This window comes from Cupriavidus sp. GA3-3 (genome assembly GCF_000389805.1).
Taxonomy (GTDB): Bacteria; Pseudomonadota; Gammaproteobacteria; order Burkholderiales; family Burkholderiaceae; genus Cupriavidus; species Cupriavidus necator_D.
The window spans coordinates 395,263-419,574 of the sequence record NZ_KB944460.1 but is presented as its reverse complement, the minus strand read 5'-3'; the positions used below and the strand labels follow the sequence as shown (position 1 = coordinate 419,574).

Sequence of the window (24,312 nt, the reverse complement as noted above, 5' to 3'; positions counted from 1 at the left end):
TCGCGCGCGGCCGCCCGCAGCACCCTGGCCGGCTCAACGAGACCTGCCATATGGTGTTCAAGGACGCGCAGCGAAGCTGGCGGCGCGCGCGCACCGACATCGCCGCACTGCTCAAGGCCGACCTGTTCCGCGAAGGCGTGGACGGCGAGGCGGTGGAGTGGGCCTGCGCGCGGCTGCACGCCAGCGGCAAGGCGCGCCGCATCCTGGTGGTGGTGTCCGACGGCAGTCCCATGGATACCGCGACCGGGCAGGCCAACGACGCCTGCTACCTCGACAACCACCTGAAGGCCGTGGTGGCGCGGCATGAGGCGCTGCGGGATGTGGAAGTGCTGGGGCTGGGGGTAGGGCTGGACTTGAGCCCCTACTACCGGCACACGCTGGCGCTGGACCTGTCGCAGCCGGTGGAAATGGCGATGCTGGATGAGGTGGCGGGTCTGGTGGGGGCGAGGCGGCGGTAGCGGCAAGACTAGCGTTCGGAAACGCTGGCGCGAAGGCGCACCCGCCTGCCCCGCGCGGTATTCTTTCAGCCGCTCCTCAGCGCCCGCTCACCCGCGCATCGTCTCCCTGGGCTGCCATGACACCGCGATATCCCCATCGATAAAAGTCTGGCAGGCCAGCCGGAACCCCGTCGCCAGCTCCTCCTCGGTCAGCAGTTTCTTTTCCTTCGGCTTGACCGCGTCTGTATGCTCGTGGCCCTTTTCGATGCGGCATTTGCAGGTGCCGCACAGGCCGCCCCCGCACTTGAAAGGGATGCCGCCCTGCTCGCGCAGCGACACGCGCAGCAGATTGCTGTTGACGGGCGCGCTGACCGTCTTGCCGTGGTTGGTGAGGAAGGTGATCTGGATCATGGCGAAGATTGACTGAAGGTCAGGCGTTAGTAGTCAGGAGCGCCTGCCATGGCGACCGGGGCGGGCACCAGGGCGATGTCCATGCTGCCGAAGCTGGCCAGCTCGCGCAGCGCGACGCGGGCGGCTTCCAGCGTGGCGTACTTGTCGAGGAACTTGGTCGACACCAGGTTGACGATGCCGGGCGGCGTTTCTTCCATCACCCGCACCTTGGTGTCGGCGGCCAGTTCCGCGATGACAAAGCGCGCCGTGCGCTTGCCATAGAAGACGTAGTCGTATGCCTCGGCCGCGGTCATGCCCGCGGTGGGCTCGGTGCGGAACTGACCGGGGCGGCTGGTGAGAAGGACGAACATGTCAGACATCCGCGCCGGCCGTGGCCACGATGGCAGGTGCCTGGGCGGGCAGGTCGTCCTGGGCCAGTTCGATGTCATGCTCGATCCAGAGCTGGCAGGCCAGCCGGTAGCCCTGTTCGAGCCGCTCGCCGAGTTGCTTTTTCTCTTTCCAGTTGGGCGGCGGCAGGTGTTCGGCGCCGGCGATCACGCGGCAGGCGCATTTGGAGCACTTGCCCATGCCGCACTCGTAGCGCAGGTTGGGGTAGGGGAACTGGCGGATCCCGGCGCGGACGACCAGGTTGGTCTGGGGTTTGACCTCGTCGACGAAGGTCTGGCCCTGCTTGTGGAAAGTGACTGTCGGCATGGCGCGGTTCCTGCCGGGCTGGCCGCCCGGCCTCATGAATTGTCGAAAAAATCGGAGGGGCCTGGCTGTTGCTTGCGGCCGCCTACGACCACAACACCATCGCGGCGACGGTGGAGCATGCCAGCCCGATCAGCACCGGGATCAGCAGCGCGCGCACCGCGTCCAGCACCGGCACGCGGGCGAAGCCCGCCACCGCGATCAGCGACGACCACGCCACCAGCGTGCCGCCGCCGGTCCAGACCGCGCCCATCTGGCCCACCGCGGCCAGCGTCGCGGGGTCGAAGCCGACCACCGGGCCGAGCGCGCCGGCCAGCGTGCCGGTCAGCGGCAGCCCTGCGAAACCGGAGCCGTCGATGCCGGTGATCATGCCGACCAGCAGCACCCCGAAGGCGACCAGCACGTGGTTGTCCGGGATCATGTGCTGGTAGGCCTGGATCAGCTCGAACAGCAGGCTCGGCGCCTTGCCCGGCGGCAGGCCCAGGATCTGCGCGGCGGTTTCGCCGGCGCCGACGAAGAAAAAGCCCGCGATCGGCAACACCGAGCCCATCGCCTTGAAGGCAAAGACAAAGCCGTCGGTGATGTGCTCCGGGCACACGTCGAGCATGCGGCGCGGGCCTTCCGCGGCCAGCGTCGCCAGCATCATCAGCACCGCCGCGACGCCGCCGACCAGCGCAGCCGCATCGCCGCCCTTGAGGTCCTGCACGCCGGTACCCAGCTTGGGCAGCACCATGACGGCGACCACTGCGAGGAAAGCAATCGGCGTTACGATCGCGAAGCATTTCGACCACTTCACCCGGCGCCGGGCCACCATCGCCAGGCTTGCCTCGATATTGCTGTCGCTGGCCAGCGGCTCGGCGTGGGCGGTGCCCCTGGCGATCTCGGCCTTGTCGAAGGTACCGCCGCCTTCCAGCGCCTCGGCGCTGCCGCTGGCGCGCGCCTGCCAGCGGTCGAGCAGGGTGCCGCAGGCGGGGACGATATGCTTGCGCATCGACAGATAGGCCAGGCACAGCGCAATCGTGCCGGTGATGATCGACAGCGCCAGCGCGCGATCGGCCACCACCGCGGCGCTCACCGCCGCGCCGGCCGCCTTGGCGCTGATGCCGGGCGCGACGCCGATCACATAGTCCGATGACAGCGCCATGCCCTGGCCGGCGATGGCGATGGCCATCGCGCCCGCCAGCGGCGGCAGCCCCGCCGCGATAGCGGCCGGCAGCAGGATCGCGGAGACCAGCGGCACGGCCGGGGTTGGCCAGAAGAACAGCGAGATGACGTAAGTGATGCCCGCCAGGATAAAGAACGCCGAATGCCCGTTCTTCATCACCACGCGGAAGGGCTCGACCATGCGGATGTCGGAGCGCAGCGTTTTGAGCGCATTGAGCAGCGCCGTCATGAACGCGATCACAAGGAAGATATTGAACAGCTCCTTGGCGGCAACCAGGCTCGCGGAAAACACCCCGCCCAGCGCCGAAACCGGGCTGCCGGTAAGCGCAAACACGACCAGGGCGGTGCCAACGATCGACGGCACGACAACATTGGCGCGCAGGATCATCGTCAGCACGATGACTGCTACCCCTGACAGATAGATCCAGTGCGCGGCACCGATCACGACTTGTTGTGACATGAAGACTCCCTTGGGGCGGAGGGGTTGTGGGGCCCGGATTCCCTCTCAGCTTCGGAATCCGGTGTTGGTATACTATATTCCGATGCAATCTCGCGACAACAGGTTTTTCATCCGGAATTACGCCTAGCCCAGACTGGTGCAAGTTGCCCGAACGTCGCACATTTATTGGGCCTGCGGCGGTATGTGGCGTCCTCCAAGTGGTGCGCGGACAGGTGAGTGATTTGCAAGGTCGCCGCCGCGACATGTAGACTGTATACCGTTAAGCGCAGCTTCCTCGCGAAGTGCGAGCAATATGAGCAGGAGGCATGCCCGCATAAGGCCGTCCCTCCAACCCGCTTCGTATGCCCTCCAAGCTGCTGTCCCGACTTGCTGCCATGACCTCTGCCTTGCCCGCCACGTTGTACTCCCTGCTCCCCACAGGCCTCTCCGTCTCCACTTATCTATGGATGGGTGCGCTCATCCTGGTGGGCGCTTGCCTGCAAGGCGTGGGCGGGATCGGCTTCGCGATGCTTTCGGCGCCGCTGGGCGCAATCTTCTTCCCGGACCTCGTGCCGGGTCCGCTGCTGGCGATGGGCTGCTGTCTCTCTTTGATGGGCGCGCTGCGTGAGCGGGAGGCGATCGCGTGGCGCATCGCAGGCTTCGCCCTGATCGGGCGCGCGCTTGGCGGGGCGGCAGCGGTGCTGACCATGGCGTGGCTGGCGCCGGGGCCGCTGGGGGTGCTGTTCTCAGTGTCGATACTCGCCGCCGTGGCGCTGAGCCTGCTGGGCTGGCGCCTGCTGCCGACCTCGCCCAATGTGGTCATCGCCGGCACCGTGTCGGGCTTCATGGGAACGATCACCTCGGCCGGTGCGCCGCCGTTCGCGCTGGTCATGCAGCACATGGCGCCGGCGCCGATGCGCGCGACGATGGGTTGCATCCTGTCCGGCGGCGCGGTGCTGTCGCTCTCCATGCTGGCGCTGGCGGGCCGCTTCGGTTTGCCGCAGCTGGTGCTGGCGGCGGCCCTTGCGCCATTCCTGTTTGCGGGTTTCGCGCTCTCGAACCGGTTGCGCGGGTACGTCTCGCCCGGGGCGGTGCGCCGGCTGCTGCTGGGTCTTTGCGCTGCCGGGGCACTCGGTGTCCTCGGCCGCACTGCCTTTTCGTGACGCTCTGGCCCGCAGAGATCACTGTCTTTCCTGTCTCCATCCCAACCAGCGGAGTTCCCATGCAGCACATTACAGACGCGATGATCGATGCCCACGTCAGCCCGGACGATGCCCGGCAAGTCATGGAAGCCGCTTTTTCCAGCTTCGGTCGCGGCGACGCCGCGATGCAGGAGCGCATTCGCACCGAGGCGGGCGGCGTCAAGCTGTCCACGCTGGGTGCGGTGATCCCGCAGCAGGGCGTGGCGGGCGCGAAGGTCTACACCACCATCAACGGCCAGTTCTCCTTTGTCATCCTGATCTTCTCGACTGACGACGGCCGGCCGCTCGCGTCGTTCGACGCCGGCGCCATCACGCGCCTGCGCACGGCCGCCTGCACCACGCTCGCGGCGCAGCGGCTGGCCCGGCCCGGCGCGCGCACGCTGGCGCTGTTCGGCGCCGGCACGCAGGGTGTGCAGCACGCGCGCCAGCTCAGCGAGACGCTCGGGCTGGCGCGCATCCTGGTGTCCGATCCGCACGCCGATGCCGGCATGCCGGCGCGGCTGTCGGCGCTGTGCGGCATCCCGGTCACGCTGGCGGAGCCCGATGCTGCCGTGGCCGAGGCCGATATCGTCGTCACGGCGTCACGCGCGACCACGCCGCTGTTCGCGGGCGTGTCGCTCCGGCCTGGCGCTTTCGTCGCCGCCATCGGCTCCAGCCTGCCGCATACGCGTGAGCTGGACGATACCGCGCTGCGCCGCGCCGCCGCCGTGGTGGTCGAGTGGCGCCCGCAGTCCGTGCGCGAGGCGGGCGACATCGTGCTGGCCGATTCGCAGGCTCTTCCGCGCGAGAAGATTGTCGAGCTGGGCGAGGTGGTCCTTGGCAAGGTGTCGCCGCGCCAGCGGGACGACGACATCGTGATCTACAAGTCAGTCGGCGTAGGGCTGGAGGACGTGGCGCTGGCGGGCTTCGCCTGGTCCCGCATCGCCGGCGCGGCGGAGCGTCGCGCGGCCTGAGCGCCATTGCCCGCGACACCGACGGGTAAACACTTACATGATTAGTCAACGAAGCCCTTGTCGTCGCTGCCTGACTGTATATAGTATACAACCATGCAAGGGCTGATCGATTTGCGAAGCGACCCCGGCATCCAACCCACTTAATCGCCCCACCTCGCCAACCAGGAGCCTCCGCCATGGCCGAACTGATGAACCGCGAAGCATTCCGTGCCGCCCTCGAAGAAGCCATCAAAGGCAAGAGCGCCAACAAGGCGCCGTTCAGCGTGGCCTGGGCCAGCGGCAAGCTGACCCGCGCCCATCTCGCACGCTGGGCCGAGAACCACTATCACTACGTAGGCCCGTTCGCGGATTACCTGGGCTACATCTACGCCCGCACCCCGGACCGCTATACCGAAGCCAAGGATTTCCTGCTCGCCAATATGTATGAGGAAGAGATCGGCGGCGACCGCCATACCGACCTGCTGATCCGCTTCGCCGAAGCCTGCGGCACCACCCGCGAGCGCGTGATCGACCCGGACAATATGTCGCCCACCACCCGTGGCCTGCAGAGCTGGTGCTACGCCGTGGCCATGCGTGAAGACCCCATCGTCGCGGTAGCCGGGCTGGTGGTCGGGCTGGAGTCGCAGGTGCCGTCGATCTACCGCAAGCAGACCCCGACGCTGCGCGACAAGTACCAGTTCACTGACGAGGAAGTCGAATTCTTCGACCTGCATATCGTCTCGGACGAGATCCACGGCGAGCGCGGCTACCAGATCGTGCTGGAGCACGCCAACACGCCGGAGCTGCAGCAGCGCTGCCTGAAGATCTGCGAGATCGGCGCGCAGATGCGGCTGCTGTACACGACGGCGCTCTATCACGACTACGTCGAGAAAGAGCTGCCGCTGCCCGAACTCGACATGGCGGCCTGAGCGCCGCAGCGCAACCGGATCGACGATGACTGTATTCCTCAACCATATCGACGGCGAATGGACGGCCTGCCAGTCGGGCCGCACCTTCGATAACGTCAACCCGGCTGATACCGCCGATATTGTGGGCCGCTTCCAGGCGTCTGCCGCGATGGACGCGCAGGCGGCCGTCGCCGCCGCCGCGGCAGCGTTCGCCGGCTGGAAAAAGACCCCGGTCGGCAAGCGCGCCGCCATCCTCAACCGTGCCGCTGACCATCTCGAGGCCAACGCCGATAGCATCGCCGCCGAGCTGACCCGCGAGGAAGGCAAGGCGCTGGCGCTGGCCCGCGACGAGGTGCTGCGCTCGGCCCAGACGCTGCGCTTCTATGCAGTGGAAGGGCAGACCTTCACCGGCGAGGTGTTCCCGAACGACGACCCCGACCAACTCGTCTACAGCCAGCGCGAGCCGCTGGGCGTGGTGACCGTGATCGCGCCGTGGAACTTCCCGGTATCGATCCCGGCCCGCAAGATCGCCCCGGCGCTGGTGACCGGCAACGCAGTAGTGTTCAAGCCGTCGTCCGAGGCGCCGCTGTCGGGCTACCGGCTGGCCGAGGCGCTGGTCAAGGCCGGCCTGCCCAAGGGCGTGCTGAATTTCATCACCGGCAGCGCGGCGGAAATCGGCGCTGCCATCACCGAGGCGCCGGCCGTGCGGGCGATCTCGTTCACCGGCTCGTCGCGCGCCGGCGAGCAGATCCACCGCGCCGTGCCGCTGACCACGCGCACGCAGATGGAGCTGGGCGGCAAGAACCCGCTGATCGTGATGGAAGACGCCGACCTCGACCGCGCCGTCGACCTGACCATCAAGGGCGGCTTCTCGCTGTCGGGGCAGGCGTGCACCGGGACCAGCCGCGTGCTGGTGGCCGAGTCCGTCAAGGCGGCATACACAGAGCGGTTGCTGGCGAAGGTCGCCACCCTCAAGGTCGGCAGCGGCATGACGGCCGGGATGGACCTCGGGCCGCTGGCGTCGCACAAGCAGCTGGAAACGGTGCTGCGTTACATCGATATCGGCAAGTCCGAGGCGACGTTGCTGTGCGGCGGCGCGCGCCTTGCCGGCGGCGACTTCGACAAGGGCTACTACGTGGCGCCGACCGTGTTTACCGACGTGACCCAGCAGATGCGGATCGCGCGCGAGGAGGTCTTCGGGCCGGTGATCGCCATCCTGGGCTTCACCGACTACGCCGACGCCATCGCCAAGGCGAACGACACCGAGTACGGCCTGGCGGCGGCCATCGTCACCAGCAACCCGCGCTACATCCACCACTTCGCCACGGACATCGAGGCGGGCACGGTCAAGGTCAACCGCACCACCACCGGCAACCTGGTCAACGCGCCCTTTGGCGGGGTAAAGCGGTCGAGCACCTCGACCTTCCGCGAGTCGGGCCGCACCGGCCTGGAGTTCTATACGCAGGTCAAGACGGTCTACCGCGGCGCCTGAGCCCGGCCGTCACAAGGAGTCATAGAGACATGAAAAAAGCCATCAAGCTGGAACTGCGCGAGGCGCGCCATATGGTTGCAGCCGCGATCCGGCGCTCGGAGGAAATCGGCGTGCTGGAGTCGATCTGCGTGGTCGACGAGGGCGGCTATCCGCTCGCGCTCGAGCGCATGGACGGCGCCCGCATCACCGGGCCGCAGATCGCATGGAACAAGGCCTTCACGGCCGCGGGCCACAAGCGCTCCACGCACCTGTTCACCACGCCGCCCAACGGGCCGGCACTGCCAGGCAACGAGGCATTCGGCATCCAGTGGAGCTTCGAGGGCAAGTTCGCCGCGTTCGTGGGCGGCTTCCCGATTGTCGTCAACGACGAGGTGATCGGCGGCATCGGCCTGTCCGGCGGCAACGGCGAGCAGGACACGCAGGCCGGGCTGGCCGCGCTGCTGGCGCTGGCCGAGCTGCTGGCGCCGCAGGACCTCAAGGTGTTGGTGCAGGCCGATATCAAGAAGTAGGAGGCGCCATGTCGTACCGCATCCAGATCGCCGAAACGCAGCAGGTCTTTTTTGTCGAACGCGGCGAGACCCTGCTGCAGGCCGCCGGGCGCGCCAGTATCGCCTTGCCGCGCGACTGCCAGCTGGGCGGCTGCGGCACCTGCCGTATCCGGCTGCTGGCCGGGCAGGTGCGGTATGACGAGGAACCGTTCGGTCTGGCCCCGGGCGAGGCCGCCGCCGGCTACGCGCTGGCCTGCCAGGCGCAGCCGCTGGGCGACCTGGTCATCAGCACGGCGCGCGAGGACGAGGCCTGCGCCGAGCCGGCGCGTTATCGGGCGCTGGTGCAGGCCGTGCGCGCGTTGTCGGCTGACGTTTTGCATATCGAACTGGAAGTGCCGGACGCTGGTGCGCTCGACTATCGTCCCGGCCAGTACCTGAAGCTATTGAGCGAGGATGGGCGCGCGCGCAGCTTCTCGATGGCATCGGTGCCGCGCGACGGACGGGTCGACCTGCATGTGCGGCGCATCCCGGGCGGCGCCTTTACCGACGGCATCCTGCCGCAGATGAAAGCGGGCGACGCCGTTGACGTCGAACTGCCGCTCGGCAGCTTCTTCTACCGCGCCATGGATTACCGGCCACTGCTGATGGTGGCCACCGGCACCGGGCTGGCGCCGATCAAGGCCATCCTCGAATCGCTGATGGACGATCCCGACTGCCCACCGGTGTCGCTCTACTGGGGCATGCGGAAGCCGGAAGACCTGTACCTGCACTCCGATATCCCCGCCTGGGGCGAGCGGCTGTATGACTTCCAGTACGTACCGGTGCTGTCCCGTGCCGGCGCAGGATGGCAAGGACGGCGCGGTTACGTGCACGATGCGGCGCTGGCTGACCTGGGTGACCTGAGCGAGCACGCCATCTATTTGTGCGGTTCTCCCAATATGATCCGAGACGCGCGCACCGCTTTCCTGGCGAGCGGCGCCAGTACGGATCACATTTATGCGGACAGCTTCACCTTCCAGCATTGTTAAGACATGGCGGTATACAGGGAACGGCTGGTATACAATGATGCCAGCCTTTCCGCTTACGCCTTTGCCGACCCATGTCTCTCACTCCATCTCCTGCCGCGCCCGCCGAGCCGCTGAGCCTCGGTGCCAGCCACTCGCCGCTGTTCGCCCTTGTCACCGACAAGCTGCGTGAAGGCATCCTGAACGGGAAGTACGCGCCAGGTGAACGGCTGGTGGAAAACAAGCTGTCGGCCGAACTGGGCGTGTCGCGCATCCCGGTGCGCGAGGCGCTGCGCGCGCTGGCCAGCGAGGGCCTGGTGGTGATCGAGCCGCGCCGCGGCGCAACCGTTGCCAGCCTGTCGCCAGTGATCGCGCGCGAGATGGTGGAGGTGCGCGCGACGCTGGAAGGGCTCAACGCCAAGCTCGCCGCGCAGCGCCGCGACCCGGCGCTGGTTGCTGAGCTGGAGAGCGTGCTGCGCCAGGGCATGGATGCCGCCGCCCAGGGCCGCGCGGATGAGTTGCTCGCCCTCAATACCCGCTTCCATGAGGTGCTCGGCACCATAGCCGCCAACAGCGTGCTGCAGGAAATGATGCGTTCGCTGCGCGAGCGCACCGCGGTGCTGTTCGGCCCGGCCAACGTGGTTCGCGCCCGTCAGAACTGGGATGAACACGCCCAGATCCTGCAGGCAGTCATCGCCGGGGATGCCGACCTTGCCGCCTTGCTGGCCGCGCGCCATGTCTACAGTGCCGCCAAGGCGGCAGACTTGCCGGTGGACGGGCAGGGCAGGGCAGAGGCGGCCTGAGGGCGTTGGGCCCCGGTTTTTCCTCTCCCGTTTCCAGCATTTCGTTGCATGCCCGGCAACTGGGCATTGCATGCGCCGCCATGGCGCATTGCACCAATTTAGGTATACTGTAGGCATTCCAGATCAATAGGGATTTACCATGCAGTCGCCTGAGCAACGCTATCTTTCGCAACCCGTCGGCCAGCAACTGTTGCACCACTTTGCCGCGCGCAATGCCGTCCGCCATGCCACGCCGCTGCTGCCGCTGCGCCTGCGCGATATCGGCCGCTTCTTCCTGGCGCTGGGCGGCCGCGCCCCACGCCGTGGCCATTGCTGATCCAGCCTGACTGAGAGCCGGCGGCGTCAGCACGCCGCCGCTGCCTCCTGGCAGGCGTTCTGCCTGCCGACCATTCACCTTCTACGCTTTCCACTGCTGGCGTGCTTCAGCGCGCTCGCGCGTGACACTTTCGCTTGCGCTCCGTTCAATACGGAATATAGTATACCAACGCATTCGCAGCACTTCCCGAAGCTTGTCCTATACGCCCCCACCGCGCCGCTGCCGGCTCGGATAATGACAAGGAGTCGATGTGAACCTGTCCGACCGGGCTCCCGGCGGTTTTCCGCCGTTGTGGGAGGTGGCACAGCGGCTCGCCGCCGGCGAAGTCTCCGCGGTAGAACTGGTGGATGGCTGCGAAGCCGCGTGGCACGACTGGCACGGCATCATCAATGCGCTGGTGCTGTCAGATTTCGATGCCGCCCGCGCCGCGGCGCTGGAAAGCGACCGAAGGCGCCGGGCAGGGCAAGCGCGCGGGGTACTCGACGGCGTGCCGTTCTCGGTCAAGGAGTCGTTCGACGTCGCCGGCTGGCCGACCACTTGCGGCAATCCGGCCATGCAGGGCCGTGCGGCCCAGCACGACGCCGCGGTAGTGCAGCGCCTGCGCGATGCCGGCGCCGTCCTGCTCGGCAAGACCAACGTTCCGCTCGGCCTGCGTGACTGGCAAAGCTACAACGCCATCTACGGCACCACCCGCAATCCGCACGATCCGTCGCGCACGCCGGGCGGCTCGTCCGGCGGCAGCGCGGCGGCGGTGTGCGCCGGCCTGTCATATTTCGATGTGGGCTCCGATATCGGCTCCTCGCTGCGCAATCCGGCCCACTACTGCGGCATCTTCTCGCTCAAGCCCAGCCATGGCCTGGTGCCGCTGGCAGGCCACGGGGTGGGTCCGGCGCGCTTCGGCGAACAGGACATCAATGTCGCCGGCCCCTTGGCCCGCAGCGCGCGCGACCTGGAACCGGTGTTGCGCGCCATTGCCGGCCCGCACGGCGACGAGGCGCTGCCCTACCGCCTTGATCTGCCAGAGTGTCCGCACCGACGGCTGGCCGACTTCCGCGTCGCGGTGTTGCCCACCCATGCGCAGGCTGAATCCGACGGCGAGGTTGCCGCGCAGATCGAAAAACTGGGCTACTGGCTGGCCGGGCAGGGCGCGCGCGTGGACTGGCATGTGCGGCCGGATTTCGATGCGGCCGAACTGTGGCACGTCTACGTGACGCTGCTGCGCGCAACCACCGCGGTGCACATGGACGATGCGGCCTATGCCGACGCGTTGAACCGCACCGCCACAGCCGCCGCGGACGACCATGCCTACGCCACCCTCCAGTACACCGGCGCGACCCTGAGCCATCGCGACTGGCTGCGCCTGCAGGTGGCCCGCGAACGCTTTGCCACCGCGTGGCGGCGCTTCTTCTCCACCTATGACGTGCTGCTGTGCCCGGCCGCAGCCACCACGGCCTTCGCGCTGGACGAGGCCGGCCAGCCCTGGCAGCGCAGCCTCACCGTCAACGGCCGCGCGCAGCCGATGACCACGCAATTGTTCTGGGCCGGCCATTCCGGGCTGTGCGGGCTGCCTTCAGCGGTGGCGCCGATCGGGCCGGGCACCAGTAGCCTGCCGGTCGGCGTGCAGATCGTCGCCGGCCGCTACCGGGATCTCACCGCGCTGCGCTTTGCCAGCCTGCTGGAAGGCGCGGGCTACGCGTTCCGGCCCCCGCCGCGGCCGTCTGTCCTGCCGGCGGATCACAACAACTAAGCCACAACACCACACACACCACAGGGAGGGATCATGTTCGACTGGTTCCGTGATTTGTCGTGCATGGAGCGCAAGGGCTTCTATGGCGCGTTCCTTGGGCATGCGGTCGATGTCTTCGACTTCATGATCTATTCGTTCCTTATCTCCACGCTGCTGGGGCAGTGGGGCATGAGCAAGTCGACAGCGGGCGCCATCGTCACCTGGACGCTGGTGTCGTCGCTGGTTGGTGCGATCGGGGCCGGCATCCTGGCCGACCGCTACGGGCGCGTGCGGGTGCTGCGCTGGACCATCGTGGTGTTCGCGGGGGCCTGCTTCCTGTGCGGGCTGGCGCAGTCGCCGGAGCAGCTGATGCTGTTCCGCATGATCCAGGGCCTGGGGTTTGGCGGGGAGTCGTCGCTGTGCATGGTGCTGGTGACGGAGATGATCCGCAATCCGGTCCATCGCGGCAAATACTCGGGCTTTACCGCCAGCAGCTATTCCTTCGGCTGGGGCGCGGCGGCCATCGTGTACGCGATCGCATTCAGCGTGCTGCCGGCGGAGACGGCGTGGCGGGTCTGCTTCTTCCTCGGCATCCTGCCGGCGCTGGTGGTGGTCTACCTGCGCCGCAACCTGGAAGAGCCGGAAATCTTCCTGAAGAGCCGGGCGGCCGGCCGGCAGGGGGCGGCGCTGGCAGGCCTGGGCCGGCTGTTCCGTGGGCCGCTGCTGTCCAAGACCTTGTTGTGCAGCCTGCTGTCGGGCGGGATGCTGGGCGCGTACTACGCCATCGCCACGTGGTTGCCGACCTTCCTCAAGACCGAGCGCGGCCTGTCGGTGTTCGGCACCAGTTCTTACCTGGCGGTCACCATTATCGGCTCACTGATCGGCTACGTGGCGGGCGCCTACGCCACCGACCGCTGGGGCCGGCGGCTGACCTACATCGCCTTTGCGGTCGGGGCGTTCGTGGCCGCGCTGGTCTATATGGTGATCCCGGTGTCGAATACGTCGATGCTGTTCCTTGGCTTCCCGCTCGGCATCCTGATGCAGGGCGTGTTCGCGGGCATCGGCGCGACCATCTCCGAGTCTTATCCCAACGATATCCGGGCAACGGGGTATGGCGTTTCGTATAACGCCGGCCGGGTGATCGGTTCGCTGTTCCCGCTGTCGGTGGGGTGGCTGAGTACGGGGCACACCTCGCTGCCGATCGCGATCGCCATCGTGGCGGGAGTCGGCTACGCGATGGTAGTGGTCGCCGCGGTGCTGCTGCCCGAGACTACCGGTATGGACCTGGGGCAGGCGGGCGGCGGCGGGGAGAAGGAAGAGACCGCGCCGCTGGCGCAGCCCGCAGGCTCAATCGCCTGAGGCCCGTCCCGGTTCTAAGGGCGCGCGCGCCCTTAGAGCACCCACGCCGAAATCGCCGGCAGCATCAGGCTGGCCCCGATCCCGATCAACACCCCGAACGCCACCCTGCGCGTCGTGGCCGGCGAGAACGGCGGCGGAAAACGCCGCCCCAGCAACGTGGCGATCACCACCACCGGCACGGCAATGGCGGCCTGCACGCACACGGCGGCATCGAGCTGCCCCTGCCAGGCCGAGAACAGCGTGCGCACGGTGGAGGTCACGGTAAAGACCAGGATCAGCGCGCAACGGATTTCAACCGGCTTCATCGGCTGGCGGTAGAACTGGAAAATCAGCGGCGGGCCGGAGACGCCGAACATGCCGCTCAGCAGTCCGCCGAATACCCCGCTGACGAAGAAGGTGCCATCGCCGGAGCGTTGCGCCAGCGGCGCGGGCTTGAGTGCGGCGCTGAGGCCGCCATACAGGGTCACGGCGCCCAGCAGCAGTTGCAGCAGGGTGGCTGCGCTGGAACTCAGGTACTCCAGCACCAGCACGCCGACCACTACCGACGGCAGGATGCCGATGGCTGCCGCGGCGACGGCGCGCCAGTCGATATGCTGCAGCTTGCCTGGCAGCGCGCAGGCGCTGTTGGCCAGCGTGACCAGGCTCACCACCGCGGCCACGGTGGCCACGGGCGCCAGCCCCAGTCCGCTGGTGACGCCCATCACGATCATGCCAAGGCCAAAGCCGGTCACCGTCTGGAAATAGGTGCCGGCACCGAGCAGGGCCTGCAGGCCCAGCAGCGGCAACAACAGTTCTGCCTTCATGCCGCCGCCTGCTCGCCCTTGCCGGCCTGTTCCGCGGTGGCTTGCGCCTGGACCACGGTGACGGCGATGACATGGAACACATCGTCCGCGCTGCAGCCGCGCGAGAGGTCGTTGGCGGGCTTGTTCAGCCCCTGCAGCATCGGCCCGATGGCCTTGGCGCCACCGACCCGCTCGGCCAGCTTGTAGCCGATATTGCCGGCTTCCAGGCTGGGAAACACCAGCACGTTGGCGTGGCCGTTCACCTGCGAATGCGCGACCTTGCGCGCGGCGATCTCGGCGACGATGGCGGCATCGAGCTGCACGTCGCCATCGATGGCCAGGTCCGGGCGTTGCGCGCGCACGCGCTCGGTGGCGGCCACCACCTTGTCCACTGCCGCATGGCTGGCGCTGCCACTGGTCGAGAACGACAGCATGGCCACGCGCGGCTCTTCCATCAGCAGCGTGCGTGCGCTGTCGGCCGCGGCCATGGCGATATCGGCAAGCGCATCGGCATCCGGATCCACCACCAGCCCGCAGTCGGAGAAGATCAGCCCGCCCTTGAGCGTGTGGAAAGGCTCGCACAGCATCATCAGGAAGAAGCTCGACACCAGCCGGAAGCCGGGTGCCAGCCCGATCAGCTGGATCGCGTTGCGCACCACGTCGGCGGTGGTGTGGTCGGCGCCCGCCACCGAACCGTCGGCGTGGCCAAGGCGCACCATCAGGTTGGCGAAGCACAGCGGATCGAGCACGGCGCGCTTGGCTTCATCGAGCGTCATGCCCTTCTTCTGGCGCAGCGCAAAGAGTTGCTGCGCGAACGAGGGCGTGAGCGCCGAGGTCGATGGGTCGACCAGCGTCATGCCGTCCAGCCCGATGCCGTGGATGGCCGCGGCGGCGTTGATCTGGCGCGTGTTGCCGACCAGCACGATGCGCGCGATGCCTTCCTGCGACGCGCGCTGCGCGGCCTGCAGGATGCGCGGGTCTTCGGCCTCGCACAGCACGATGCGGCGAGGCGCGGCGCGGGCGCGGTCGATGATGCGGAGGATGGCTTTCATGGTGGTTGGCTCGGTAAAACTGAAAAAAGGGCCAGCGACCTGCGCTATGCCCTTGGTGTTCTCCCCTCTCCCGCAAGCGGGAGAGGGAGCACGCCGTCAGCTGGCGGTGTGCAGTACTTCGATCAGACGTAGTCCTTGTACTTGTCCAGGTAACGCACCGGCTTGGCCAGCGCATCGCGGCGGAACGGGTCGCCCAGTTCACGCGTGCACATGATCTCGATGATCGTGGTCTTGCCATGATTCATCTGCAGGTCGATGGCGCGCTTCAGGGCCGGGCCGACATCTTCCAGCCGATCCACCACGATGCCTTCCGCACCCATCGCCTTGGCGATGCCGGCAAAGCTCTGGTTGTCCAGCTCGCCCGCCACAAAGCGGCGGTTGTAGAAGTCCACCTGGTTCTTCTTCTCCGCGCCCCACTGGCGGTTGTGGAACACCACCGCGGTCACCGGGATGTTGTGGCGCACGCAGGTCATGGTTTCCATCAGGCTCATGCCCCAGGCGCCGTCACCGGCGTACGACACGGCCGGGCGGTGCGGTGCCGCGACCTTGGCGCCGATGATGGTCGGGAAGGCGTAACCGCAGTTGCCCCAGCTCATCGCCGCGAAGAAGCTGCGCGGCTTCTCGAAGCGCAGGTAGCTGTTGGCCACCGAGTTGATGTTGCCGATGTCGGTGGACACCATCACATCTTCCGGCATGGCCTTTTCCAGCTCGCGCAGCACCTGGCGCGGATGCAGGTAGTGGCCGCCGGTGGGCGTGCGCTCCTGCTTCTGCTCTTCGATCATGTCCAGGCTGTACGGGTCGCGCTCATGGGTCCAGTCGTCCAGCTCCTTCTCCCACGCGGCCTTTTCGTTGGCGATTTCGGTGGCGCGGGCCTCGCGGCTGGCGTCGCAGGCCAGCGTGCGGCCGGCCAGGCGCTGGCTCAGCGCGACCGCGGCGGCCTTGGCGTCGCCGCAGATGCCCACCGAGATCTTCTTCACCAGGCCCAGCATCTTGTGGTCGGCGTCGATCTGGATGATCTTGGCGTTCTTCGGCCAGTAGTCCATGCCGTGCTGCGGCAGCGTGCCGAACGGCCCCAGGCGCGAGCCCAGCGCGATCACCACGTCGGCGCGCGAGATCAGCTTCATCGCCGCCTTCGAACCCTGGTAGCCCAGCGGGCCGCACCACAGCGGGTGGCTGGCCGGGAACGAGTCGTTGTGCAGGTAGCTGTTGACCACCGGTGCGCCCAGGCGCTCGGCCAGGGCCTTGCACTCTTCGATCGCATCGGCCATCACCACGCCGCCGCCCGAGATGATCACCGGGAATTTGGCGTTGGCCAGCAGCTCGGCCGCTTCGTTCAGGCTCTGCTCGCCGCCGGGGCCGCGGTCGAGGCGGCGCGGCTGCGGGATCTCGACGTTGACCTTGCCGTAGAAGTGGTCACGCGGGATGTTCAGCTGGGTCGGGCCCATTTCCGCGGTGGCGCGGTCGAAGCAGCGGGCGGTGAACTCGGCCATGCGGGCCGGGTTGGTGACGTGGCCCTGGTACTTGGTGAACTCCTGGAACATGGGCAGCTGGTTGGCTTCCTGGAAGCCGCCCAGGCCGATGCCCATGGTGCCGGCCTCGGGCGTGACGATCACCACCGGGCTGTGGGCCCAGTAGGCAGCGGCGATCGAGGTCACGCAGTTGGAGATGCCGGGGCCGTTCTGGCCGATCACCACACCGTGGCGGCCCGACACGCGGGCGTAGCCGTCGGCCATGTGGCCGGCGCCTTGTTCGTGCACCACCGGGATCAGGCGGATGCCCGCCGGCGCGAAGATGTCCATCGCATCCATGAAGGCCGAGCCCATGATGCCGAACATGTCGGTCACGCCATTGGCGGCCAGCGTTTCAACGAAGGCTTCCGACGGGGTCATGGTCTGCGGGCCGGCCGGGACCTGGCTCTCCTTCGCGGCGGCCGAGCCACCGGAAACGGCGGGATTCGAGGTGGTATCGAGGTCGCGCATGGCGTTGTCTCCTGATGAGGGTCTTATAAAGTGGAACAGGACGTTCCGGAAAATTGCTTGCTGGAGGAAATGTAGGCGGAAGACTTTGGTTGGTCAATAGGAAGTTTTGATTTACGGAATGAAATTGATGAAAAATTGAGACAAGATGCGGTTTTGAGTGCCTCGTACGGCATTTATAGGGGTCCGTTGGCCGTTCCAGAGCGGCGACGGAAGGTGCGCCGCGGGCGAGGGCTCACCTGCGGTGGCGGAAACAAGGGGGGAGGAGGGTCAGGCGTGCGGCACTCGGATGGCTGCGTGCCGGCCTGGGGGCGGTTCAGTGAATGAAGCCGCCCTTGACGAAGCGCACCGGCTCGGCGTCCATGCGCAGGAGCAGCGCAGTCAGCCCGTCAGTCGCGGGCGAAGGCGCGCGCTGTGCGCCGGCGTCCGGTCCCGAGACGCAGACCAGGTCTGCGTCGGACCATTGCCGCCCCGGAGTGCCGCGGGCGCGCAGCCAGCCGCCGCGGTCGGCCAGCAGCTGGGTGCCGGCCAGGCGCGAAGGCGATTGCCCGGCGATTGCCGCCACGGCCTGCCAGGCATGCGAGGAGACCGCGGCGCAGCCGGCACGGAAGCGCGGCACCTGCGCCGGCGGTTGCCCGTCAGGCGTGACCAGCACGGTCAGGAAGCGGGGATCCTCGAACGGCAACGATGCCATCCCGTCCACCGCCACCAGCCGCACGCGCTGGTCGCCGCGCCATTGCGACAGCGCCAGCGGCGCGGCATCGGCGCAGCGGATTGCCATCTCCGGCAGCCGCAACGGCACCGGCCAGTTGCCCTCGGCACCACCGCCGGCCGACAGCGCTTTCATGTAGTCGATCACAGCCCAGGCCTCGCGGAGGCCGAGCACATTGCCGAAGGCCGGCATGGTGGGCTGGCCGTGACGGTCGCGCATGCCGGCCAGCACATGCCAGAACAGCTCGCCATCGACGCGGCGCGCCAGCAGCGGGCTGACCAGCGTGGGCGGCCACTGCGCCAGGCTGGCGGCCAGCGGCCCTTCTCCGCGCCCGTCCGCGCCGTGGCAGCTGGCGCAATGCTGCGCATAGACCCGGGCGCCGAGCGCGATGGCATCGACGGAGAAGCGGGTAGGGCTGGCGTGGAAGCTGGTCGGCGCAGCCGGCACCAACAGCAGCGCTGCGCTGGGCCAGGGGGCCGCCACCAGGGCGAGCGCACCGGCGGCCAGCAGCACGCCGCGATGGCGTCGCCAGGCCAGCGCGGCGGTAATGGCCAGCACGGCAAAGACAAGGGCGCACAGGCTCAGGCCGACCTGGCGCGCGAGGCCCAGGTCGATCAGCAGGGTTTCGCCCGCCACGCGCCGTGCCCACGGCCAGGCTGGCTGGCCGTGGCTGTCGCCGGTCAGGCCAAGGGCATGCCATAGCGACAACAGGGCCAGCTGGAATTTCTCGATCAGAACCAGCAGTGCATTGAGCCATGCCTGCGGCGGCGGGCCGTTCATCTGGCGGCCCGCGAGGTGAAGCGCAACGCCATTACCAGCTCGCGTCCAGCCCCAGGTGGCGCAGCGCTTCGTGCCGCAGCCCGGTCAGCCGCGGATCGCCGCGATGGCGCGGGTAGGGCAGGTCGACCCGGATCTCCGCCGTGATGCGTGCCGGACGCTGGCTGAAGATGATCACGCGCTGCGCCAGGAACAGCGCTTCCTCCACGTCGTGCGTGACCAGCAGCGCCGAGAAGCGCGAGCGTTGCCACAGTTCGACCAGGTCGCTCTGCATTGCCAGCCGCGTCAGCGAATCCAGCTTGCCCAGCGGCTCGTCCAGCACCAGCAGGCGCGGATCGTTGACCAGCGCGCGCGCCAGCGCCACGCGCTGCGCCATGCCGCCCGAGAGCTGGTGCGGGAAGGCGCGGGCGAAGGTCTCCAGCCCTACGCGCCGCAACGCATCATCCACGCGCGGGCGCTGGCTTGCCAGCACGCCGCGTGCCTGCAAGCCCAGCGCGACGTTGTCCCAAACGCGCCGCCACGGGTACAGCGTGGGGTCCTGGAACACCACGATGCGCGACGGGTCAGGCTCGGCGATCGAGGTGCCGTCCTGCAGGATCTCGCCGGAGGAGGGCTGGTCCAGCCCTGCCACCAGCCGCAGCAGCGTGGACTTGCCGCAACCGCTGGGCCCCAGCAGCGCGACGAATTCGCCCGGTGCGACGCTCAGGTCGACGTCGTCCAGCACCTGCAGCCCGTCGCTGCCGCTGCCGAACCAGTGGCTGACCTGATGGATGTCGATGCGGGCACCGGTCTGGGCTTCCGCGGTGTCGTCTGCCGCCGCGTTAACTCCCCACTCCCGCGTGCGGGAGAGGGGAGCCTTCTTCACATGCGTGTAGGGTCTCGATGCTTTCAACCGCTCAACAACACTCACCATTTCACCGTCCCCTTCTGCCACGACAGCACCCGGTCACGCGCCACGAACAGCAGCGTGATCACGCCCGAGAACAGCAGCGCCATCACGATCAGCGCCGCATACATATTGACGTAAGAAGCCCAGCCCTGCGCCCACGTCAGGTACCAGCCCAGGCCCGACTTCACGCCCATCATCTCCGCCGTCACCAGCACCGAGAACGAAGCGCCCAGACCCATGAACAGGCCGACGAATACCTGCGGCAGCGCCGCCGGGATCGCCACGCGCAGCACCAGGAACCAGCCCGAGGCGCCCATGGTGCGCGCCACGTCGTAGTAGCTCTTGTTGACGCCGGCCACGCCTGACCAGGTCAGCACCGCCACCGGGAAGGCGGTGGCCAGCGCGATCAGGAACACCGCGGCGGAATAGCTCGACGGGAAGAAGTAGAAGGTCAGCGGCAGCAGCGCGGTCGACGGCAGCGGGCCCAGCACGCGCAGCACCGGATGCACCCAGTAGCCGATGCGGCGCGACCAGCCGATCGACACGCCCACCAGGAAGCCGGCCAGCCCGCCATAGGCCACGCCCAGCCCGAGCAGCCTGAGCGTGTTCAGCGCGCTGTCGCCGAGGCGCCGCCAGTCGTCGGCATAGACCTCGATCAGCGCCTGTGGCGGCGCGAAGAAGGGCGTGGGCAGGATGGCGGTCTTGGCGGTCAGGATTTCCCACGCGGCCAGGGCCACGGGCAGCGCCACCAGCCACGGGCCGGCGGCGCGCAGCGTGGCCAGCGCGCGTTGCGCGGCCCGGACCCGCTGGCCGGCCAGCGCAACCAGTGCCAGCAACGCGGCGCCTGCCAGCGCCGCAATCCCCAGCTCTGTCGTATAGGCCCAGTCGCTGAAGCCCACCGCCTGGTTGGGCCACAGCCATGTCAGCGCGCCGAACGCGGCCCACGCCAGCGCGGCGAGGATGCCGGTGGCCCAGACCGGGCCGGACGCGCGCGCGCTTGCGGCGGCATGCGGCACGGGGGCCGCGGCTGGCTTGCGCGCAAGCCCGGCGTCGAATGCAGGTTGGCTTGTCGTCATGGCATCACCCCAGCACATTGGCGTAGACGTGCTGCGCCAGGCGTTTGGCATCGGTGGTCTTCTTCAGCACGCCGATGCGGCGGAAATCATCGGCGTAGAAGGCGATCTCGTCGCGCAGGTCGACGCCGGTCGGGTGGTGGGTATAGGTCAGCGTGGCGTAGAGCTTGCGCAGGTCTTCCGGATTGATCTTGGGCGAGTACCTGGCGAAGACCCTGGCGGCCTCGTTGGGGTTCTCGTTGACATAGTCGGTGGCCTGCACGATGGCGCGCGCCAGCGACGTGGCCGCGGGGCGGTCGTTGCGCACCAGTTCGCCGCGGGCGCCGACCACGCAGCAGACCTTGCGTGCGTACTCGCCGGTGAGGTTGGTGGCCAGTTCCACGTAGGCGCCGTTGGTGCGCTTTTCCAGCAGGTAGAGGTTGGGGTCGCCGTCGGCGATCGCCTGGATCTCGCCCTTGTCCACCGCCACGCCCAGCAGGTCGGCCGGGTACTGGCGCCAGGTGATGTCCTTGTCCGGGTCGATACCGTTCTTGGCCAGCAGGATGGTGAAGAAGTGTTTGCCCGGTGCCGCCAGGTCGCTGACGCCGACTGTCTTTCCCTTCAGCTGCTGCAGGCTGGTGACCCCCGCCGCTTTCGATCCCACCAGCCGCACGCAGCCGCCGTGCGAGCTGCCGATGATCTTGACGTCGAAGCCGGCTTCCAGCGGCTTGAGCCAGCGGTGGATCATGCCGACCGCGGCATCGGCCTTGCCGGTGGCGATCGATTCCAGCAACTGGTCGGTCGAGCCGCTGTAGTTGATCAGGTCGACCTGCAGGCCGTTCTTCTCGAAGAAGCCCTTCTCCTGCGCCACCACGATCGGCGTCAGGCAGAAGGCGTTCTGGTTCCACGCGAAGGTCAGCTTGCGCGGCGCCGACCAGGCCTGTCGGCCCAGGATCAGCGACGGCGCGGCGATGGCCGCGGCACCGGCCAGCCGCAGCACGCTGCGCCGGCGCGGGTCGGCGTGATTGTTGTTGTCCTGGCTCATGGCGAGACTCCCCGTCTTCGTTGTGTGGTGTGGCGAGGCCATCAGGCGGCCTTGCGCTCCGCCTGCTGCGTGGCATCGTGCTGCGCCACCAGCTCGCGCACGCGCGGGATCAGCTCGCGGCCATAGTCGATGGCGTCTTCCAGCGGATCGAAGCCGCGGATCAGGAAGGTGGTGACGCCCAGTTCGTAGTACGCGAGCAGGGCCTGCGCCACCTGCTCCGGCGTGCCGATCAGCCCGGTGGAGTTGGAGCGCCCGCCGGTCTCGCGCGCGATCGCGGTCCACAGGCGCTGGTCGACCCGGTCGCCTTGGTCGGCTGCAGCGAGCAGGCGCCGTGCGCCTTCGCTCTGTTGCGGGCCGCCGCGGCTGTAGCCGGCCTGCACGCGCAGGGCGCGGGTGTGCTCCAGGATGCTGTCGGCGCGGGCCCAGGCTTTTTCTTCGGTCTCGGCCAGCACCGGGCGGAACGACACCGAGAAGCGCACCGTGCGGCCGTGCTGCGCGGCTTCGGCACGCACGCGGCCGGTCAGCTCGCGCACCTGCTCGAGCGACTCGCCCCACAGCGCGTAGACGTCGGCATGCTTGCCGGCGACGGCCAGCGCCGCTTCCGAGGCGCCGCCGAAATAGATCGGCACATGCGGCTGCTGCGCGGGCTTGACCTCCGAGAAGCCTTGGGTAAAGCGGTAGAACCGGCCTTCATGGTCGAACGGCGCGGGCTCGGTCCAGATGCGGCGCAGGATGTGCAGGTACTCGTCGGTGCGCGCATAACGCTGGTCATGGTCGAGGAAGTCGCCGTCGCGCTGCTGCTCGCTGTCCGAGCCGCCCGAGATGAAATGCACCCCGAGGCGGCCGCCGCTGAACTGGTCGAGCGTGGCAATCTGGCGCGCGGCCAGCGTCGGCGCGGTAAAGCCGGGGCGGTGCGCCAGCATGAAATGGATGCGCTCGGTCACGCTGGCCGCGTAGGCGATGGTCAGCGTGGCCGACGGGCCGGTGGAATGGTGCGGCACCAGGATGCGGTCGAAGCCGGCCTGCTCGTGGGCCTGGGCAAACGCGCGCACATAGTCGCGATCGATCACCGGGCCTGACGGCGGATGGATCTCGGACTGCTTCTGGCTCTGGATCATGCCGATGAAATCGACGCTCATGCGCGTTCTCCTGTATTCGGTGAGGGCGGCAGCGTGACCGCCCGGATGGTGTTGGGCTGAGGCAGAAAGTACGACAGGCGCGCGCGCTCGCTAACGAATAAAAACGACGGTCCATATTCAATAAGCGTCGTTTTCGTAATGCGGTGCCGGCGCTACGCTAGGCGGCATTCGGTGCGGGCCGCGCGCCGGCAGCGCGCCTCGTCGTTGTCCTTCCCGGAGTCTTTTTCCATGTCATTAACGTCCACCCTGCGCAGGCTGCCCAGCAGCGAAGCGCGCCTTGGCGAGGTGCTGGCCGGGCTCTGCGCGCGCTTTGCCGCCAGTGCCGGCGCGCACGATGCCGCTGCCAGCTTTCCGCACGACAACTTTGCGCAGTTGCACGCCAATGGCCTGGTTGCGCAGGTGGTGCCGCACGCGCAGGGCGGCGGCGGGGCAGGCCTGGCGCAGGCGCGCCGCATCGTGGCCGCGGTGGCGGGCGGCGATGCCGCAACCGCGCTGGTGCTGACCATGACCTACCTGCAGCACCGCGCGATCGCCCGCGCCGATTCGCACTGGCCACAGACCGTGCGCGACCAGGTCTTTGCCAGTGCGGTGCAGGACGGTGCGCTGATCAACGCGCTGCGGGTGGAACCGGAACTGGGATCGCCGGCACGCGGCGGCCTGCCGGCCACGGTGGCCACGCGCGTGGCCGACGGCTGGCGCATCAGCGGGCGCAAGCTGTACAGCACCGGCATCCCGGCGCTGCGCTGGCTGGCGGTCTGGGCGCGCACCGATGAGCCTCAGCCGCGCGTGGGCGTGTTCCTGGTGCCCGGACCGGCGGCCGGCATCGCGGGCGTGCGCATCGTCGAAAACTGGAACCACCTTGGCCTGCGCGCTTCAGGCAGCCATGAGACCGTGCTCGACAACGTCTGGATCCCCCCTGACCACGCGGTCGATATCCGCCCGCCGTCAGCATGGGCGCCGACCGGTGCCAGCCAGGCCGACATCGACGCCAACGCCGACCAGCAGGGCTGGATGATCGTGCTGCTGGGCAGCCTCTATGACGCGGTGGCACGCGCTGCCGCCGCATGGATCGGCGATTTCGTTCGCGAGCGCGCGCCCGGCAGCCTGGGCGCACCGCTGGCCACGCTGCCGCGCGTTCAGGAAGCCATCGGCGAGATCGCCGCGTTGCTGCGGGCCAATCAGGTGTTGCTGGACGATGCCGCCGCGCGCACCGACGCGGGCGAGGCGCCCACGCCGGCCGACAGCGGGCTGCTCAAGTACACGGTGACCGGCAATGCGATCCGCGCGGTGGAACTGGCACTGCAGCTCTCCGGCAACCACGGCTTGAGCCGGAACAACCCGCTGGAGCGCCACTACCGCGACGTGCTGTGCAGCCGCATCCATACGCCGCAGAACGATTCCATCCTGGTCGCCGCCGGGCGGGCGCAGCTTTGCCTGTAAGCGCGGGCCTGCCTGGCCGTGCTATGTTTGCAGCAGCACCGCCCCGCGGAGGGCCGCAGCGCAGGCGCCCGCCGCGC

The 24,312-nt window shown here is 68.2% G+C and carries 23 protein-coding genes and 1 pseudogene; 12 read left to right on the top strand and 12 right to left on the bottom strand.

Translation table 11 applies throughout. From position 1 onward, the window contains the following. A pseudogene (locus C265_RS01905) lies at positions 1–458 on the top strand (cobalt chelatase); the annotation flags it as partial. An 87-nt stretch (positions 459–545) separates the two neighbouring features. On the opposite strand, the gene C265_RS01900 reads toward C265_RS01905, so the two are convergent. From C265_RS01900 to C265_RS01885, 4 genes are all read right to left on the bottom strand, one after another. Then, complete coding sequence (locus C265_RS01900; protein ID WP_010810366.1) at positions 546–848, bottom strand: 2Fe-2S iron-sulfur cluster-binding protein; 303 nt, start codon at positions 846–848, stop codon at positions 546–548. A 26-nt stretch (positions 849–874) separates the two neighbouring features. Beyond that, a complete protein-coding gene (locus tag C265_RS01895) occupies positions 875–1,198 on the bottom strand; it encodes a hypothetical protein (protein WP_010810365.1) in 324 nt (107 codons plus the stop codon). A 1-nt stretch (position 1,199) separates the two neighbouring features. Then, the gene (locus C265_RS01890; RefSeq protein WP_010810364.1) at positions 1,200–1,541 is read right to left on the bottom strand and encodes a 2Fe-2S iron-sulfur cluster-binding protein; all 342 of its coding nucleotides are present in this window, start codon (positions 1,539–1,541) and stop codon (positions 1,200–1,202) included. 82 nt (positions 1,542–1,623) lie between these two features. Continuing rightward, positions 1,624–3,162: a hypothetical protein gene (locus tag C265_RS01885; protein ID WP_010810363.1), complete on the bottom strand. Its 1,539-nt coding sequence runs from the start codon at positions 3,160–3,162 to the stop codon at positions 1,624–1,626. A gap of 446 nt (positions 3,163–3,608) precedes the next feature. Here C265_RS01885 and C265_RS01880 point away from each other — a divergent pair, with 446 nt between their 5' ends. From C265_RS01880 to C265_RS01835, 10 genes are all read left to right on the top strand, one after another. Beyond that, positions 3,609–4,304, top strand: coding sequence for a sulfite exporter TauE/SafE family protein (locus tag C265_RS01880; RefSeq protein WP_010810362.1), 696 nt, complete (start codon positions 3,609–3,611; stop codon positions 4,302–4,304). A gap of 59 nt (positions 4,305–4,363) precedes the next feature. Next, entirely contained in the window at positions 4,364–5,296 is a 933-nt protein-coding gene (locus C265_RS01875) for an ornithine cyclodeaminase family protein (RefSeq protein WP_010810361.1), read from the top strand. Between the two features lie 176 nt (positions 5,297–5,472). Next, the gene (locus tag C265_RS01870; protein WP_010810360.1) at positions 5,473–6,204 is read left to right on the top strand and encodes a TenA family transcriptional regulator; all 732 of its coding nucleotides are present in this window, start codon (positions 5,473–5,475) and stop codon (positions 6,202–6,204) included. Positions 6,205–6,229: 25 nt separating this feature from the next. Continuing rightward, positions 6,230–7,675 carry an aldehyde dehydrogenase family protein gene (locus C265_RS01865; protein ID WP_010810359.1) on the top strand — a complete coding sequence of 482 codons (1,446 nt, stop codon included), beginning with the start codon at positions 6,230–6,232 and terminating at the stop codon, positions 7,673–7,675. Between the two features lie 29 nt (positions 7,676–7,704). Next, positions 7,705–8,184 (top strand): heme-binding protein, encoded by a 480-nt coding sequence (locus C265_RS01860; protein WP_010810358.1) that lies wholly within the window; start codon positions 7,705–7,707, stop codon positions 8,182–8,184. Positions 8,185–8,192: 8 nt separating this feature from the next. Further along, the gene (locus C265_RS01855) at positions 8,193–9,191 is read left to right on the top strand and encodes a 2Fe-2S iron-sulfur cluster-binding protein (RefSeq protein WP_010810357.1); all 999 of its coding nucleotides are present in this window, start codon (positions 8,193–8,195) and stop codon (positions 9,189–9,191) included. Between the two features lie 71 nt (positions 9,192–9,262). Next, positions 9,263–9,970, top strand: coding sequence for a GntR family transcriptional regulator (locus C265_RS01850; protein ID WP_010810356.1), 708 nt, complete (start codon positions 9,263–9,265; stop codon positions 9,968–9,970). 139 nt (positions 9,971–10,109) lie between these two features. Beyond that, the gene (locus tag C265_RS32450; protein ID WP_010810355.1) at positions 10,110–10,286 is read left to right on the top strand and encodes a hypothetical protein; all 177 of its coding nucleotides are present in this window, start codon (positions 10,110–10,112) and stop codon (positions 10,284–10,286) included. Between the two features lie 250 nt (positions 10,287–10,536). Next, positions 10,537–12,033 carry an amidase gene (locus tag C265_RS01840; protein ID WP_010810354.1) on the top strand — a complete coding sequence of 499 codons (1,497 nt, stop codon included), beginning with the start codon at positions 10,537–10,539 and terminating at the stop codon, positions 12,031–12,033. A gap of 33 nt (positions 12,034–12,066) precedes the next feature. Beyond that, positions 12,067–13,371 (top strand): MFS transporter, encoded by a 1,305-nt coding sequence (locus C265_RS01835; RefSeq protein WP_010810353.1) that lies wholly within the window; start codon positions 12,067–12,069, stop codon positions 13,369–13,371. 32 nt (positions 13,372–13,403) lie between these two features. Here C265_RS01835 and C265_RS01830 read toward each other — a convergent pair whose 3' ends face one another. The 8 genes from C265_RS01830 to C265_RS01795 all read right to left on the bottom strand — a co-directional run bounded on the left by C265_RS01830 (position 13,404) and on the right by C265_RS01795 (position 22,795). Beyond that, positions 13,404–14,174 carry a sulfite exporter TauE/SafE family protein gene (locus C265_RS01830; RefSeq protein ID WP_010810352.1) on the bottom strand — a complete coding sequence of 257 codons (771 nt, stop codon included), beginning with the start codon at positions 14,172–14,174 and terminating at the stop codon, positions 13,404–13,406. Beyond that, positions 14,171–15,205: a phosphate acetyltransferase gene (gene pta / locus C265_RS01825; protein WP_010810351.1), complete on the bottom strand. Its 1,035-nt coding sequence runs from the start codon at positions 15,203–15,205 to the stop codon at positions 14,171–14,173. Before pta ends, C265_RS01830 begins: the two co-directional genes overlap by 4 nt. 122 nt (positions 15,206–15,327) lie before the next feature. Then, the gene (xsc, locus tag C265_RS01820) at positions 15,328–17,094 is read right to left on the bottom strand and encodes a sulfoacetaldehyde acetyltransferase (RefSeq protein WP_037023447.1); all 1,767 of its coding nucleotides are present in this window, start codon (positions 17,092–17,094) and stop codon (positions 15,328–15,330) included. Positions 17,095–17,497: 403 nt separating this feature from the next. Beyond that, positions 17,498–18,673: a cytochrome c gene (locus C265_RS01815; RefSeq protein ID WP_010810349.1), complete on the bottom strand. Its 1,176-nt coding sequence runs from the start codon at positions 18,671–18,673 to the stop codon at positions 17,498–17,500. A 31-nt stretch (positions 18,674–18,704) separates the two neighbouring features. After that, positions 18,705–19,583 (bottom strand): ABC transporter ATP-binding protein, encoded by an 879-nt coding sequence (locus C265_RS01810; RefSeq protein ID WP_037023351.1) that lies wholly within the window; start codon positions 19,581–19,583, stop codon positions 18,705–18,707. After that, positions 19,577–20,635 carry an ABC transporter permease gene (locus C265_RS01805; protein ID WP_010810347.1) on the bottom strand — a complete coding sequence of 353 codons (1,059 nt, stop codon included), beginning with the start codon at positions 20,633–20,635 and terminating at the stop codon, positions 19,577–19,579. The genes C265_RS01810 and C265_RS01805 overlap by 7 nt, the downstream gene beginning before the upstream one ends. 4 nt (positions 20,636–20,639) lie before the next feature. Continuing rightward, the gene (locus C265_RS01800) at positions 20,640–21,656 is read right to left on the bottom strand and encodes an ABC transporter substrate-binding protein (RefSeq protein WP_010810346.1); all 1,017 of its coding nucleotides are present in this window, start codon (positions 21,654–21,656) and stop codon (positions 20,640–20,642) included. Between the two features lie 41 nt (positions 21,657–21,697). Beyond that, positions 21,698–22,795 carry an LLM class flavin-dependent oxidoreductase gene (locus C265_RS01795; RefSeq protein ID WP_010810345.1) on the bottom strand — a complete coding sequence of 366 codons (1,098 nt, stop codon included), beginning with the start codon at positions 22,793–22,795 and terminating at the stop codon, positions 21,698–21,700. Positions 22,796–23,023: 228 nt separating this feature from the next. Between C265_RS01795 and C265_RS01790 the strand changes: the two genes are divergently transcribed. Continuing rightward, the gene (locus tag C265_RS01790) at positions 23,024–24,235 is read left to right on the top strand and encodes an acyl-CoA dehydrogenase family protein (RefSeq protein ID WP_010810344.1); all 1,212 of its coding nucleotides are present in this window, start codon (positions 23,024–23,026) and stop codon (positions 24,233–24,235) included. Positions 24,236–24,312: the final 77 nt, after the last annotated feature.